The organism is Paraniabella ginsengisoli, assembly GCF_022513635.1.
Lineage (GTDB): Bacteria > Bacteroidota > Bacteroidia > Chitinophagales > Chitinophagaceae > Niabella > Niabella ginsengisoli.
In genome coordinates, this window is record NZ_JAKWBL010000001.1 from 991,698 (window position 1) to 1,006,347 (window position 14,650).

General features: G+C 38.5%; 17 protein-coding genes and 2 pseudogenes. 11 read left to right on the top strand and 8 right to left on the bottom strand.

Annotation, left to right across the window (positions count from 1 at the left end):
* Positions 1-17: 17 nt before the first annotated feature.
* The 7 genes and pseudogenes from MKP09_RS05590 to MKP09_RS05625 all read right to left on the bottom strand — a co-directional run bounded on the left by MKP09_RS05590 (position 18) and on the right by MKP09_RS05625 (position 5,750).
* The gene (locus MKP09_RS05590) at positions 18-458 is read right to left on the bottom strand and encodes a hypothetical protein (protein ID WP_240826802.1); all 441 of its coding nucleotides are present in this window, start codon (positions 456-458) and stop codon (positions 18-20) included.
* Positions 459-641: 183 nt separating this feature from the next.
* A complete protein-coding gene (locus MKP09_RS05595) occupies positions 642-1,364 on the bottom strand; it encodes a M48 family metallopeptidase (protein WP_240826803.1) in 723 nt (240 codons plus the stop codon).
* Positions 1,365-1,562: 198 nt separating this feature from the next.
* The gene (gene plsY, locus MKP09_RS05600; protein ID WP_240826804.1) at positions 1,563-2,213 is read right to left on the bottom strand and encodes a glycerol-3-phosphate 1-O-acyltransferase PlsY; all 651 of its coding nucleotides are present in this window, start codon (positions 2,211-2,213) and stop codon (positions 1,563-1,565) included.
* A gap of 206 nt (positions 2,214-2,419) precedes the next feature.
* Positions 2,420-3,232 (bottom strand): 50S ribosomal protein L11 methyltransferase, encoded by an 813-nt coding sequence (gene prmA / locus MKP09_RS05605; RefSeq protein WP_240826805.1) that lies wholly within the window; start codon positions 3,230-3,232, stop codon positions 2,420-2,422.
* Between the two features lie 90 nt (positions 3,233-3,322).
* Positions 3,323-3,604, bottom strand: a complete 282-nt coding sequence (locus MKP09_RS05610; protein ID WP_394801007.1) for a DUF445 family protein — start codon at positions 3,602-3,604, stop codon at positions 3,323-3,325.
* A gap of 8 nt (positions 3,605-3,612) precedes the next feature.
* Positions 3,613-4,580: pseudogene (locus MKP09_RS05615) on the bottom strand (DUF445 domain-containing protein).
* Between the two features lie 190 nt (positions 4,581-4,770).
* Positions 4,771-5,750 (bottom strand): annotated as a pseudogene (locus MKP09_RS05625) (YpdA family putative bacillithiol disulfide reductase).
* Between the two features lie 147 nt (positions 5,751-5,897).
* Here MKP09_RS05625 and MKP09_RS05635 point away from each other — a divergent pair.
* The 8 genes from MKP09_RS05635 to MKP09_RS05665 all read left to right on the top strand — a co-directional run bounded on the left by MKP09_RS05635 (position 5,898) and on the right by MKP09_RS05665 (position 11,752).
* Positions 5,898-6,539, top strand: a complete 642-nt coding sequence (locus MKP09_RS05635) for a hypothetical protein (RefSeq protein WP_240826810.1) — start codon at positions 5,898-5,900, stop codon at positions 6,537-6,539.
* Entirely contained in the window at positions 6,536-6,886 is a 351-nt protein-coding gene (locus tag MKP09_RS05640) for a transketolase C-terminal domain-containing protein (protein ID WP_240826811.1), read from the top strand. The genes MKP09_RS05635 and MKP09_RS05640 overlap by 4 nt, the downstream gene beginning before the upstream one ends.
* Before the next feature lie 91 nt (positions 6,887-6,977).
* On the top strand, positions 6,978-8,042 hold the full coding sequence (locus MKP09_RS05645; protein WP_240826812.1) for a sigma-54-dependent transcriptional regulator: 1,065 nt from the start codon (positions 6,978-6,980) through the stop codon (positions 8,040-8,042).
* Entirely contained in the window at positions 7,994-8,170 is a 177-nt protein-coding gene (locus MKP09_RS28600; RefSeq protein ID WP_449586514.1) for an AAA-type ATPase lid domain-containing protein, read from the top strand. Before MKP09_RS05645 ends, MKP09_RS28600 begins: the two co-directional genes overlap by 49 nt.
* Positions 8,171-8,268: 98 nt before the next feature.
* Positions 8,269-9,213, top strand: coding sequence for a hypothetical protein (locus MKP09_RS05650; protein WP_240826813.1), 945 nt, complete (start codon positions 8,269-8,271; stop codon positions 9,211-9,213).
* Positions 9,210-9,950: a metallopeptidase TldD-related protein gene (locus MKP09_RS05655; protein WP_240826814.1), complete on the top strand. Its 741-nt coding sequence runs from the start codon at positions 9,210-9,212 to the stop codon at positions 9,948-9,950. The genes MKP09_RS05650 and MKP09_RS05655 overlap by 4 nt, the downstream gene beginning before the upstream one ends.
* Positions 9,951-10,076: 126 nt before the next feature.
* Positions 10,077-10,730, top strand: coding sequence for a hypothetical protein (locus MKP09_RS05660; RefSeq protein ID WP_240826815.1), 654 nt, complete (start codon positions 10,077-10,079; stop codon positions 10,728-10,730).
* Positions 10,628-11,752 (top strand): metallopeptidase TldD-related protein, encoded by a 1,125-nt coding sequence (locus tag MKP09_RS05665; protein WP_240826816.1) that lies wholly within the window; start codon positions 10,628-10,630, stop codon positions 11,750-11,752. Before MKP09_RS05660 ends, MKP09_RS05665 begins: the two co-directional genes overlap by 103 nt.
* Before the next feature lie 112 nt (positions 11,753-11,864).
* Here the strand turns inward: MKP09_RS05665 and MKP09_RS05670 are convergent, their stop codons facing one another.
* Positions 11,865-12,623, bottom strand: coding sequence for a hypothetical protein (locus MKP09_RS05670; RefSeq protein ID WP_240826817.1), 759 nt, complete (start codon positions 12,621-12,623; stop codon positions 11,865-11,867).
* A gap of 301 nt (positions 12,624-12,924) precedes the next feature.
* Between MKP09_RS05670 and MKP09_RS05675 the strand changes: the two genes are divergently transcribed.
* From MKP09_RS05675 to MKP09_RS05685, 3 genes are all read left to right on the top strand, one after another.
* The gene (locus tag MKP09_RS05675; protein ID WP_240826818.1) at positions 12,925-13,506 is read left to right on the top strand and encodes a LemA family protein; all 582 of its coding nucleotides are present in this window, start codon (positions 12,925-12,927) and stop codon (positions 13,504-13,506) included.
* A gap of 181 nt (positions 13,507-13,687) precedes the next feature.
* Positions 13,688-14,167, top strand: coding sequence for a LemA family protein (locus tag MKP09_RS05680; protein ID WP_240826819.1), 480 nt, complete (start codon positions 13,688-13,690; stop codon positions 14,165-14,167).
* 5 nt (positions 14,168-14,172) lie between these two features.
* A complete protein-coding gene (locus MKP09_RS05685) occupies positions 14,173-14,637 on the top strand; it encodes a TPM domain-containing protein (RefSeq protein ID WP_240826820.1) in 465 nt (154 codons plus the stop codon).
* The last annotated feature ends 13 nt before the right edge of the window (positions 14,638-14,650 follow it).

The following is a 14,650-nucleotide window of genomic DNA, read 5'->3' on the forward strand; positions in this document are numbered from 1 at the left end:
ATTCATCTCTTAAAACGCTAAGCGAGTTGCGCAGTTCTCTTTCTTTCAGTAGGCGCTGCAGCACTCCTTTCCACCTTGTTCCTTTCAAATCTCGTCGCTGTCCATACATGGTCTAACTCAACGTTATCCATGCCAGCAAATCCATCTTTGGTCAACTTATTCCAGCTTCGATCACGATTAAGATCTGTAACGATCTTAGAAGTAATTTTAGGATACGCAATCCAAAATTTAGTGTCCTCTTTTAATGAAGGCATTACATCATTCAAAATACCATTCAGTTGGTTTTCATTAACGGCAAATACCAAGGCAAAGTCAAGTTTCCTTGATCTTAATAATGGTGTCATGTTTTTTGCGAATGAAAGCTTGCTGAATTGTTTTTCAATAGAAGAAGGTAAGCCCTGAATTAAAAGATTCTTTTCGTCTGCGTACTGTAATTTTTCAAAAACTGTTTGAATCATACAACTTGTGGGATTTATTAAAAAATACCAGATATGTTAGGACCTGGTTAAATATTTACAAAGCCTCGAAAAGGTTTTGCAAAGGTAACCTAAATATGTTTAATAATCGACATATTTAACAAAAAAGCCACTGACTTCTGTAAGTCAATGGCTTTTAAATTACTTAAATTAAATATGTATTTTTTACTTACCGATTGGTTTGTAATATTTCATGGCTTCAGGCAAATATTTTTGAAGTTGTTCTATTCTTCTTTCCGGTCCTGGATGTGTGCTTAAAAATTCAGGCGTATTGCCGCCGCCTGCCTGAGCTTGCATTCTTTGCCATAAACCTATGGCTTCCTGAGGGTTATAACCAGCCATTGCGGCCCAAATCATTCCGTAACGGTCCGCTTCTAATTCCTGTTTTCTTCCAAATGCCAGAATTCCTACTTGCGAACCAACACCTACTGCGCTGCTAAATATATTTCTCATACCTGCAGAACTTTTGTTAGCCATAAACGCATCTAAAATGCTTCCACCATATTGTGCTGCAATTGTCTGGCTCATACGTTCATTTGTATGTCCAAATAAAGCGTGAGAAACCTCGTGCCCCATTACATTGGCCAGGGCAGCTTCATTCTGAGTGATGGGGAGCAGCCCAGTGTACACTACAATTTTCCCACCGGGCATGCACCAGGCATTTGCCTGATTGTCTTGAACCAGCTTTGTTTCCCATTGGTATCCCTGCAAGTCCTGCGACATATTGTTTTGTTTGAAAAACTCCGTAACGGCTGACACGATCCGCTGTCCCACCCGGTTTACCATTTCTGCATCTCTGTTTTTAGATGAACTTGGAACAACTTTGCTACCCGATAAAAAAGATTGATATTCACTAACAGCCATTTGCTGCAATTGAGATTCTGGCAAAAGTTTAAACTGGCTTCTACCTGTAACAGCATTGGTTGAACAGGAAATTGCAATTGCTGCAACAGCGAAAAGGCTGAGTATTTTTTTATCATTGTTTTGGCATTTAATTTAAATCTAAAATGTCTAAGCAATAAACGCAATCATTATACCAAAAGTATAAAAGTACGGTTTGAGAATGTATATCCTGGAAAAGAAGATTTAGTCGTTTTGGTCTTTTAGTCTCCTTCTATCCCTCTTTTTAAAGATAGGAACTTTATTTTCACCACCTTTAATAATGCGGCTGATATTCTTCTGATGTGTTAGAATTACCAGCAGTGCAACGGCAACTGCAAAAACACGATAAAAGTGATTATCTACATTGAAGATGACTAATATAAATACAGGAAATGCAATGCTGGCGAGGATTGAGCTTAATGAAACGAATCGGGTTAGATAAAGTACTAACAAAAAAACGCCCGAACATGCTAATGCGGTCCAGGGTGAAATTCCAATAACTAATCCAAATAATGTTGCTACTCCTTTGCCACCTTTAAAATCTGCCCAAACAGGGAATATATGTCCTATTACAGCTGCAATGCCAAAAATAAGTTGCATATTCAGTAATGCGATTTCAGTGTCAAATGCTGGCAACAGTTCAACAAGCTTTACTGCAAAAAAGCCTTTCAGCACATCACATATCATTACGAAAGAGCCCCAACGCGGTCCAAGTGTTCTGAAGGTGTTAGTAGCGCCTGCATTACCGCTTCCGTAGTCTCGTATATCTATGCCGAAAAACCCCCTGCTCACCCAAACGGATGTAGGAATACTTCCCAAACAATAAGCACATAAAACTAATAAGATTTCCTGCATTTGATTATCCGTTATGGAGCAATTTGAATATCAAATATAACATATATAAGCATCAAACTGCTAACAAAATATATTAAAATGATAACCTGTAAAAGATTGAAATTTCAAAACGTTATGCATTCTAACGGTCGCAAATATATAGCCGAAAATTAAAATAAGAATCAGTGTTCCTTATTGCCTGACTAATGTAACTGTTTTACAGCGACTTAGGATTCATATGAAAAAATTAAGCATATCCATTTATTCCTGGAAATTTTTTCAACCAGATCTAATTGGCTGGATTGCGCAGTGTTTGTAATTATTTCCTCATCTTCCTCCAATATGCCGCTTAGTATAATAACGCCTTTTTCTTTAAGCTGATTAGATAGTACCGGAATATTATTGATCAGAACATTGCGATTGATATTTGCCAGAATGATATCAAATTTCTGATCGAGCAAACCCGAATCTGATTGTATTAAACTAATACCTGCTGTGTCATTTTTTTCAAAGTTTTCTTTTGCGTTAGCAATGCTCCAATCATCTATATCATTGGCAACAACAGACGAAGCGCCTAACTTGTGAGCCAATATTGCTAAAACGCCGGTTCCGGTTCCAAAATCAAAAACAGCTTTATTAGTGAAGTCGATTTTTTGCATTTGTTGCATCATCAAATGTGTTGTAGCATGATGGCCTGTACCAAAACTCATTTTTGGTGTGATTACGATCTCATGCTCAACACCCTTCATCGGTTCATGAAATGAAGCCCTTATGCCAACAAAACCATCAACTACAACGGGACTGAAATTGGATTCCCATAAAGCATTCCAGTTCTGAGTTTCTATTTTTTCTTTTTGATATAAAATATGATGTGCTGATGCTATTTCGTTGATGCTCGCTTCATCAAATTGTTCTGTTAAAAAGATGGCTTTTAATTCATGATCTGTTTCTTCAAAACCTTCTGCCTTATCCTGCAGGCTGGCAATGACGATGTCTTTTATTTCTTCAGCAATATTGCTGAATATTATTTGTGTGTACATTCTTTAATGGTGATTGTTAATAATTAATCGGGACGATGAAGGGAGTGACACAATATCGATGATAGTAATGCAAAAGCTGGTAAAATTATATTAACTATTCTCAATAAAACGGGTAATTGTATATATAATCAACCCAACAAGGCCGCCTACAATCGTTCCATTGATGCGTATAAACTGAAGGTCTTTGCCCACTTCCAGCTCCAGTTTATTGCTGAGTTCTTTACCTTCCCAGTCGCCAACGGTATTGCTAATGAGCTCGCCAGCTTTTGCTGTGTTTCTTAAAATATATCTGTACGCTGTGTGCCTGATCCATCTATCTAACTTTTGTTGTAAAGCCTGATCATGTTTTAAATTATCGGTTAGTTCCTGCATCGTCTTTTTTAAATATAACTGAATCGCAGATTCTTCTGACTCAGATCGTTGATAATGCTTAGTTGCAGATGCTTCCAAACAGCAGCAGCATATTGTTCTATCCTATTGCCGTCTAATAACATTTGTTTCACTTCCTGCAACTCCTGCTGCCATTTGGGGCTGCTTCTGATATCATTAATAAATTGCTCCAACTGCTCATTTAGTTCCTTCCTTATTTTATGATTGGGATCGTCTTCAATTTCCAATAAATATTTAGCCAATCCATTTGTGATTTTCGATGCAATCATATTGTCAACAAAGCCGGGTATCAAAATATGGCTTTCCTTTTTTACACGTTGGCGAACCATCGCCTCGTTCTCCATAATATAGCCTCGAAGCTTTAAAACAATATAATTAAGTATGCGAACCTGGTCACCTCTTTCCACAATAATATCCAGCCCTGATGCCAGCACTTCATTTAATTTTATTTCTTTCAGAAGCTCTTTCGATTTGTTGGCAATAAAACTGGTTACCGCTTTGTCATCGGCTTTTTGAATAACATCCTTTAAAATTTTGGAGATCTCGGCAGACAGCAGTTCAATATTTTTGGGGTTATCCATCCACTGTGTAAGCAGTGTACTCACATTTATTTTAGCAACATACGGCCTGATAGTCGCGGCATTTAAAAAATTAGATACCACAAACCCTCCAAGATTATTACCAATACTTTTTTTCGGTTTTCAATTAAATTGGTGTGCGGAATAGGAATGCCCAAAGGATGATGAAATAATGCAGTTACGGCAAACCAATCCGCTAAAGCGCCTACCATAGCGGCTTCTGCAAATGCGTTGATATAACCCAGCCAAACATAATGATGCGTTTTTAACAGCCAGGTTGTGCCGATGTAAATGATTGCCATCAACAAAAACAGACCTGTTGCAATACTTTTATGCTTTTTTAGTTGCCGGGCTTTTATATAATCACCTGGTTCGTTCATTTGTAATTTTTATTTTTTGTCCCCGGCTGATGAATATAACTCATCCATCTTGCCACAGTTTATCCCGCTCACGGGACTCGCTTGTACAGTTGTACATAGCTAAGCCTACATATTCGATTGTTATCAATCGCCAAATCGGTCAGACGGAGACTGTCAGACCGTGTCGGCTTCTTGATTTTTCCCTTCGGGGTTAGGGGGCTATATCTTTCATAATCTTCACCGCATGTTCTCTTGAATTTTCTATAAACAAACGATGCGTATTCATGCCTCCGCAAATAACTCCTGCAAGATAAATGCCGGGAATATTTGTTTCATGTGTGTCTTGATTGATTGTTGGGCAACGTACTTCATCGCTGCTAAGCTCTATCCCAACCTGTTCTAAAAACCGAAGATTGGGCTGATAACCCGTAGCTGCTATTACCCAGTCATTTTTTAGTGTAATCAAATCGTCAGGCGTTTCAATATCAACGTCTTCAGGCCTTATTTCTTTTAAGGATGCATTAAAATAAGCTTTGATAGAGCCTTCTTTGATGCGGTTTTCAATATCGGGTTTTACCCAATATTTTACCCGTGAACCGATTGAATCGCCTTTAACGATCATGGTTACATTTGCTCCTTTTCTATAGGTTTCCAAGGCTGCGTCAACAGCAGAGTTCATAGCACCAACAACTACAACATCCTGGAAAGCATAGAAATGAGGGTCGCTGTAATAATGTGTAACTTTAGGCAGCTCTTCACCGGGAATATTGAGCAGATAAGGGATATCATAAAAGCCTGTTGCAATAATGATGTTATTACAACTATATGTTGATTTTGAAGTTTTAACTGTAAACGACGTCCTACTGTCATCTGTCAACTGTCCTCTGTCAACTTGAATGACTTCTTCAAACAAATTAATATTCAAATTAAAGCTTTGCGCAACCCTTCGGTAATATTCAAGCGCTTCATTTCGTGTTGGCTTTGGATTATTGGATACAAATGGTACATTTCCTATCTCCAGTCTGTCTGAAGTAGAAAAAAAGTCATATTTACCGGATAGTTATACAATGAATTAACCAGGCATCCTTTTTCAATAACAACATATTCAATATTGTTCTTCTGCGCTTCGAGTGCGCAGGCCATGCCTATCGGGCCACCGCCAATGATAATCAGGGGAAAATGTGATTGCATTGCACAAAGATACAGTCTGAAATCACCTATTGTTTATATTGAATATTCCTCATTTTATATTTTGCATTGAGTATTTTACATTTTAAATTGAATATTCTACATTTTACGTTTAAATTTGCCCCACTTTAAAAGTATCAACAAAAAAATATGGCAAGAATAATTGCATTTAGAGAGGCTTTAAGAGAAGCCATGAACGAGGAGATGAGAAGGGATGACAGGGTGTTTTTGATGGGAGAAGAAGTAGCAGAATATAATGGAGCCTATAAAGTAAGCCAGGGAATGCTGGCAGAATTTGGCCCTAAAAGAATTTTAGATACACCTATTGCCGAACTTGGATTTACTGCGGTTGGCGTGGGCGCTGCACAAAGAGGTTTGAGGCCGATTGTAGAGTTTATGACCTGGAATTTTGCGGTATTAGCTTTAGATCAGATTTTGAATACTGCTTCTAAAATGTTGGCAATGAGCGGGGGACAAATTTCTTGTCCCATTGTGTTCAGAGGTGGTAATGGTTCTGCCGGCCAGTTAGGTGCACAGCACAGCACAGCTTTTGAAGCCATGTATGCCAACATTCCTGGTATTAAAGTCGTATCTCCAAGTAATCCTTACGATGCAAAAGGTTTGTTGAAACAAGCAATCCGTTACGAAGAAGATCCTGTGATGTTTATGGAAAGCGAGGTGATGTATGGCGAAAAAATGGAAGTACCTGAAGAAGAATATTATATTGAATTAGGCAAAGCAGATGTGAAAAAGAAGGAACAGATGTTACAATTGTTTCTTATAATAAAATGATGAAAGTGGCTTTGGGTGCTGCTGCCGAGCTGGAGAAGGAAGGAATCAGTGCAGAAGTGATCGATTTACGCACCATTCGTCCTTTAGATGTTCCTACAATTGTGAATAGTATCAAAAAAACAAACAGGTTGGTAATTGTAGAAGAGCAGTGGCCATTCGCTTCAGTATCTTCTGAAATTGCTTATAACGTGCAGAAAGATGCATTTGATTATTTAGATGCTCCTGTACGCCGCATCACTGCCGCCGACGCTCCTTTACATTATGCTCCAAACTTGGTTGCTGCTGCGTTGCCAGATGTAGCACGTACTGTAAAGCTTGTTAAAGAAGTAATGTATCAGAAGAAATAATACACTGTATATCTTATCTTTAAAAGTCCATGAGCTATATTTATATGCTTGTGGACTTTTAGCGTAATATTCAAAATACAAAAATTTATAAGTGCCTAATAGAAATAAAACAACAAACGATAACGCTTCGCTTATTCTTGTAATAGATGATGAAGTTTCTATCAGAAAAACGCTGATTGAGATTCTTTCTTTTGAGGGATATAAAACTCTTGAGGCAGCGGATGGAGAACAGGGTCTTAAGATTTTTTCGGAAAACAAATGCGACGCCGTTCTGTGCGATATAAAAATGCCTAAGATGGATGGCATGGAGTTTTTAAGTAAGGCATTAGAAATTCATCCTGATATTCCTATTATTATGATTTCGGGTCATGGCACTATTGAAACAGCAGTAGAAGCTGTGAAGACGGGGGCGTATGATTTTATTTCCAAGCCACCTGATTTGAACAGATTGCTGATCACTATCAAAAATGCACTTGATAAAGGTACTCTTGTTACAGAAACTAAAGTGCTTAAGAAAAGGATCTCGAAAGTTCAGGACATTGTTGGTGATTCGGAGCCCATCCTAAAAATTAAAGAAACGATCGATAAAGTAGCCCCAACGGAAGCGAGGGTTTTAGTAACCGGTGAAAATGGAGTTGGCAAGGAGTTGGTTGCACGTTGGTTGCACGAAAAAAGCACAAGAAATAACAGTCCGTTGGTAGAAGTAAACTGTGCGGCAATCCCGACAGAGCTGATCGAATCGGAGTTGTTTGGCCACGAAAAAGGATCTTTTACATCAGCGGTTAAACAAAGAATTGGAAAATTTGAACAAGCTAACGGAGGTACTTTGTTTTTGGATGAAATTGGTGATATGAGTCTTAGCGCCCAAGCCAAAGTGTTGCGTGCTTTGCAGGAAGGGAAAATTACCAGAGTAGGCGCAGACAAAGATATTAATGTAGATGTAAGGGTTATTGCCGCTACTAATAAAGATCTCTTACAGGAAGTTGAGCAAAAAAATTTCAGGCTGGATCTCTATCACCGTCTGAGCGTGATATTAATTCATGTTCCGTCCCTGAACGAACGCCGTGATGATATTCCTCACCTTATTGATACGTTTCTGGAAAGTATTTGTACAGATTATGGTATCGCAAAAAAGGAATTGATGCCGACGCCTTAAAATTACTTCAGCAATACAATTGGACGGGTAATATACGTGAGTTGAGAAACGTTGTTGAACGCCTTGTTATTCTAAGCGGAAAAACAATTGGGGAAGATGACGTTAAAAGTTATGCAAATCCCAAATAATTGCATCTTGATAAAAAGGAGCAATGGTCGATAGTGAAAAAGTGAGTGGTGGATAGGGTGTTGACTATTGGCTATTTACCATTCACTATCTTTATTATATGATAAACGCTACCCGCGCTTTGCTGCTTATTTGTGCCCACCTTCTTTTGGTGGATGTCAACGCACAAGATCCCCTTTCAAAAGTTTTAAAAGAGGAACTGCACCGAGAATATGCACAACTAAAAGTTGCTGATAAAAATGTGTATTACATGAGTTATCGAGTAGATGATATCATGTCGTACCGAGTAAATGCAAGCTTTGGTGTTATCAATTCAATTGACTCCAGTCGTGTAAGGATCTTCACGCCTACTATAAGGGTGGGTACTTATCAGTTTGACAATACACATAACATTCAATTTGATGGAGCATCAGGTAGCTTGCCCATTGTAAATAGCGAAGACCTTTTAAGGCTTTCTATTTGGAAAAGCACGGATATGGCGTATAAAAACGCAGCGCAGATGTATGAGCAATTACTCACTAATAAAAAAGTAAGAGTAGCAGAAGAGGATACAGCCGCTGATTTTTCGCACGCAAAAAAAGAGGTCTATTTTGATGAGCCGCTTAATTATGCTCAGTTAAAACCCGATTTGCAGGAAATAGCTAATAGGCTTAAATCCTACACAGTTATTTTCAAACAGAATCCGGATCTGCTAATGGGTGGAGCAAATTTTGAGTTTAAAATTACCCGTAAATATTTCGTCGATACAGATGGATCTGACATTGCTGAAAATGCAACTGAAACATGGCAAAGTATTTATGGAAATAGCAAAGCAGATGATGGCATGGAGCTTCCTTTGTATAAACTTTATTTCGCTTATAATCCTGCCGAACTGCCTTCAAGCGATAGTGTTATTTTAGATGTTAAGACAATGAGTACTAAACTCAGTCAATTAAGAAAATCACCTTTGGCAGATCCTTTCGTAGGCCCAGCCATACTTTCGGGCCGCGCTGCCGGTGTTTTTTTCACGAAATATTTGGGCATCGGCTTGAAGGTAAAAGAATGAAAAACGAGTTTGATGGGCAAACGTTTAAAAATAAAATAGGCACTGAAGTATTACCTCCGTTTTTAAGCATCACTATGGATCCAACCAGAAAGAATGTGGCGGGCGCAGAAATAAATGGCTTTTATCGATTTGATGATGAAGGTGTAGCGGCACAAAAAGTCGACGTTGTTGAAAATGGAATTCTTAGAAATTTTTTAATGACTAGAACACCGATCAATGGTGTTAGTGGAAGTAATGGTCATGCGAGAACTGCTCCTGGTGGCGTGCCTGAAAGCCGGCAAAGTAATCTTATTGTAACCGGCAAGAGTGATAAGTCTTTTGAAGAGTTACGAAAAATGCTGATCGATGAATGTAAAAAACAAGGCAAACCTTATGGCTACCTTTTTCAGGATGTGCAAGGCGGCTTCACCACTGTCGGCCGTACAACACCCAATGCATTCAATGTTCTGCCAACAGAAGTATATAAGATTTATGCTGATGGTAAGCCGGATGAACTGGTTCGTGGTGTAGATCTTATTGGTACTCCGCTTTCGATGTTCAAACATATTGCAGCTTGCAGTAACCAAATGGAAACCTTTAATGGCATGTGTGGCTCTGGTTCAGGCTGGGTGCCGGTTTCAGCCTCTTCGCCAGCTATTTTTGTTGACGTTATTGAAACACAGAAAAAAGTAAATCGTCAGAACGTATGCCGGTATTACCAAGACCGGATTTGGACAAGTAGGTCGATAAGTTCGTAAGGCTGACTTTTTGAGGAAGCCTGAAGGGCTTCAATGCAATAGCCGCCAATGCAATTGGCGGTTAAGTAAGATTATAAGTTGAAAATTTGTACATCCGACATCATAAATCATAAATAGTCGTCTGAGATGAAAAGAAAAATATTATTTCTGTTGTTGGTAGCGGCATTTGGCAGCTCAACAATTATTGCGCAAGATTTAACAGATAATTTCTATGTAAAGGTTCTTAACCAGGAATTACAACGGAATATCAAGCGTCTGCATTTACCAGATCTTGAAAAACCTTTCTTTATTGCATACAATTTGCGTAATCAATATTCTTATAGTTTGAACAGTGAGCGTGGCGAAATTACCAGCAGCGTTAAAACGCCTGTTAATAATAAATCGGTATCAGTAAAGTTAAGAGTGGGTGATTATCATCGGAATTTCGATTATATGATGTACGACGGTTATTTTGTTGGGCTTCCTGATGAGGATGACGCAGATGAATACCGGCGTTTATTATGGTTGGAAACGGATCGGGCATATAAAAATAACGCAAGGCAATACAGCAGTTTTGTATCCTCTTTAAAAAGAGTTACTGTCGACGAGAAGGAGCTGGCCCTGGATGACTTCGCAAAAATTCCGGTTGTAACAAAAGATTTTGGTGTTGCTCAACCCATCAATGTTAATACAAGCGAATGGGAAAAAAGCTACGTAACTTATCTGCATTATTTAATACACATTCCAAAATTACTACGTCTTACTGTCGCCTTATTGTGTACAGTTATGAAGATTATATAGTAAGCAGCGAAGGTGCTGTAATTAGAAAACCAGGCGGGTATATAACATTCAATGCGTTTGGCGCTACATCTGACGAAGAAGGTAATAATTACAACAGCAATTATAGTATAACTGTAAAAAGTATAGATGAACTTCCATCTTTTGAAACACTTCAGAACCATGTCAAAGAATTGATAGAAAAAATAAAGATGAAAGAACAGGCAAAACCATTTGAGGGATCTTACATGGGGCCTGTTTTATTTGTGGGCAATGCTGTAACCGATGTCGTTCATCAATGTTTTGCTACTACTTTGCAGGCAAAGCGTAAATCAATTCTGGGTTATAACTCAGGAGAAACGAATTATGAAGAAAAGCTGGGGCAAAAACTGGTGTCGGCTGATCTTACGATTACCGCAACGCCTACTTTAAAAACTTTTAATGGAAAAAAAACAACCGGATACTATAAGATTGATGACGAAGGTGTAATGCCTGAAGACTCATTAGTATTGATAGGGGACGGCATACTAAAAGCACTTTTGAATGGAAGAACGCCTACTAAAAAATTTCCAAAGTCGCAAGGTTTTGCACAATCTTTTATGGGCAGAAATTATAGCGCTGGTGTATTGCAGCTAAGTGCTGCCAAAACAACAGCTATAGATTCAATGAAAAGCAGGCTGCTTCAGCTTGCGAAGGAGGAAGGCCTGCCTACGGCTTATATTGTAAAAGATTTTTCTTTTAATGCTCCGGAGATTTATAAAATTGATGTAGCTACTGGCAACATAGAAATGGTTAATGAATGTAAAATAACGCCATTAAATCTAAAATCGTTAAGACGGTTTGTAACTGCATCTGACAAAATGAGGCTGGAGAATATGGCAGATTTTAGCATCATCGCTCCGGAAAGCATAATCATCAATGAAATTGAAATTGAAAAGAATGAAACCACTACCAAGCCCAAGCCTATAATTGTATCAAACCCACTTTTAGATAAATCGGTTGCAGGCAATAAACAAAAATCTAGTAAAAAGAAAAAAGGCCGCTAATACATTAACGACCTTTTGGGGTGTATAATTATTTCATAGATAAAGGGTGCGACTTGTGCCTGCGTTCCCCCATAACGGCCTGTTTGGTGACTTCCACAAGCACTTTAAATCGCTAAATCTTTTCAGTTCCCCTCGACTCTTTGTCCATCCTTTGAATGTCTTTTAACTTGTCCCCGGCAATTGGATTTACATAATCCCAAAATGCTGCAACACAAACAATTTTCCATTCCCCGTCTATTTTTTCCATCATCCTTACCTCTTTACTATGATGGAAATTGTCGCCTGCCTTATTACTATTAAATTGATCCCAGGTTAGATAGCATGCATCGGGCCCATAAAATTTATACTTTATATTTTTTCTTTCTACTGTTGGGTGGCTGCTGGATTGTGGCTCCGGATTGTCGTGAATGTACTTACCTACAGTATTGTCGATTCCATTCCAGCCAACGCTGGCATCAAACGTACCATCCCGGTTACTCCAGGCCTGAAAAGCATAATCAGTTTGGGCGTACGTTGATTTCCATGCTTCATAATCTCTCGCAAAAAAGGAAACTGTTTCTTTTTCAATCGTTGCTAAAATGGCATCTTTATCTGCCTGAATATTTTCTTTTTGCGTATTAGCATTCGATTGTTTGCATCCTGTAAAAACGATAGGTAAGCAAAGCAGTAAAAGAAATAAATAATATTGAGGCTTCAGCTTCTTAAAATGGTGGATTTTTTCTTTCGTAGAAACATAGTTTGGCGAAGCATAGACAATCGGTGTGTAAAATGACTGGTACATAATGTTAAGTTTAATTGGTGAACAAACTTTCCATTCCTTCTCAGTATCGTTGCGTAAAAGCTTGCTAAGAATAGCAGTTGCTTTTTGCACTACTAATTTAACCTTTTTCTGGCGTTTTACATACTAAAACTTTAATGCCGTACATTTCGCACTTGAAATATTTACCGACGTCTGACAGAAGTTTACCGAATATGTTGTTTATATATTTCTTTCCCATGATTAATTGTATAAATTTGTTTTACGAACTTTAAAATAAAATACGGCTTAATTACCCTTCAGTATATTTTAAATAAACAAATATTTGTAGGGTCTCCGGTAAATACCGGGATAGCTGGTCATTAAAAACCCGTCCAACCGAGTTTCATCCGGAAGGGCATTAAAAATTAAACAAATGAAAGGAATTGGTCTGATTCTGTTGATTGCACTGGTTATCGTTGGCTTCATGGGGTGTAAAGGATATAACAGCCTTGTTAAAGAAGATGAAGTTGTAAAGAACGCCTGGGCTAATGTACAAACCGATTATCAAAAGCGTAATGACCTTGTTGGGAATTTGGTGAGTACAGTAAAAGGAGCCGCTAAATTTGAACAGGAAACACTTACACAAGTAATTGAAGCAAGGTCAAAAGCTACATCTGTAAATATTTCAGCTGATCAATTAACACCTGAAAACATGGCGCAATTTCAGGCCGCTCAGGGACAGGTGAGCAGCGCGTTAAGCCGCCTCTTAGCTGTAGTAGAAAGTTATCCTGATCTAAAAGCAAATCAAAACTTTTTACAATTGCAAGGCCAGTTAGAAGGTATTGAAAATGAAATTCGTTCTTCACGTAATGCCTACAATAGTGCTGTTAACAGTTACAACACTAAGGTGCGGTCATTCCCGATGAATATGTTAGGTGGTATGTTTGGTTTTAAAGCCAAAGAACCATTTAAAGCTGATCCCGGTGCAGAAACAGCTCCTAAAGTTGAATTTTAAAAAATATTAAATACTTGAATGATGAATATTAAACATTGAACTTTAAATATTCATCATTCATCATTCATCATTTTCTAATGCAGAAGAAACGGTTCTCCGGATATTTGATCGGTGCTTTCTTTGTGTTGCTTGGACTTTACGTAATTGTAGCGTACAACTCTTTGGTAAAAAAGAAGAGAAGATGCAACAAACCTGGGGTGATGTTCAAAACACATACCAGCGCAGGCTCGATCTTACACCGAGCCTTGTTAATACCGTAAAAGGAATGGCCAGCTTTGAACAGGAAACCCTCACTAAAATTTCGGAAGCCAGAAGCAATGCGTTATCTGGCAGTTCATCCGAGATCAACGCTGAAAACTACAATAAGCAAGCAGGCTTGCAAGACACTTTGGCTGCCGCGTCCAATCGTATTATTGCAGTTATTGAAAAGTATCCGGTATTAAGAGGTACCGAAGCTTTTCGCGGATTGCAAACACAGTTAGAAGGAAATGAACGCCGGATCAAAGTGGCCCGTGTTGATTTTAATGCAGCTGTTAAAGATTACAATGGAGCCGTTCGTGGTTTTCCGAAAAACCTGGTAGCAAAGGCTTTTGGTTTCGATATTAAAGAAGGATTTACGGCAACTGAAGGAGCCGAAAAAAATGTTGAAATAAAATTTTAAATCAAGTGGCATTTTCACTATTTAGCAAAAATAAACCCGATTTTCTTTCTAACGAAGAGAAAGAGCAGGTGGTGCAAGCCATCAGGGATGCGGAAAGCCGTACCAGTGGTGAGATTCGCATATATATGGAAAGCCATTGCAAATATGTGAATCCCGTGGATCGGGCTTCTGAGATCTTCTATAATTTAAAAATGGATCAGACCAGTGAGCGCAACGGTGTATTGCTTTACATAGCAGTTAAAGATCATCAGCTGGCCATTTTTGGTGATGAAGGCATTTATAATAAAACCGGGAAAGAATACTGGCATGAGTTGGTAAGTCATGTATTACGGGAGTTCAATCAAGAACATTTCGCAGCCGGCATTTGTCAGTACGTTTATGAAATCGGAGAAGGCCTCCATGCATATTTTCCTTACGACAGGGCAACGGATCATAATGAATTGCCCGATGACATTATTTTCGGAAAGTAATAAGGATACCAAC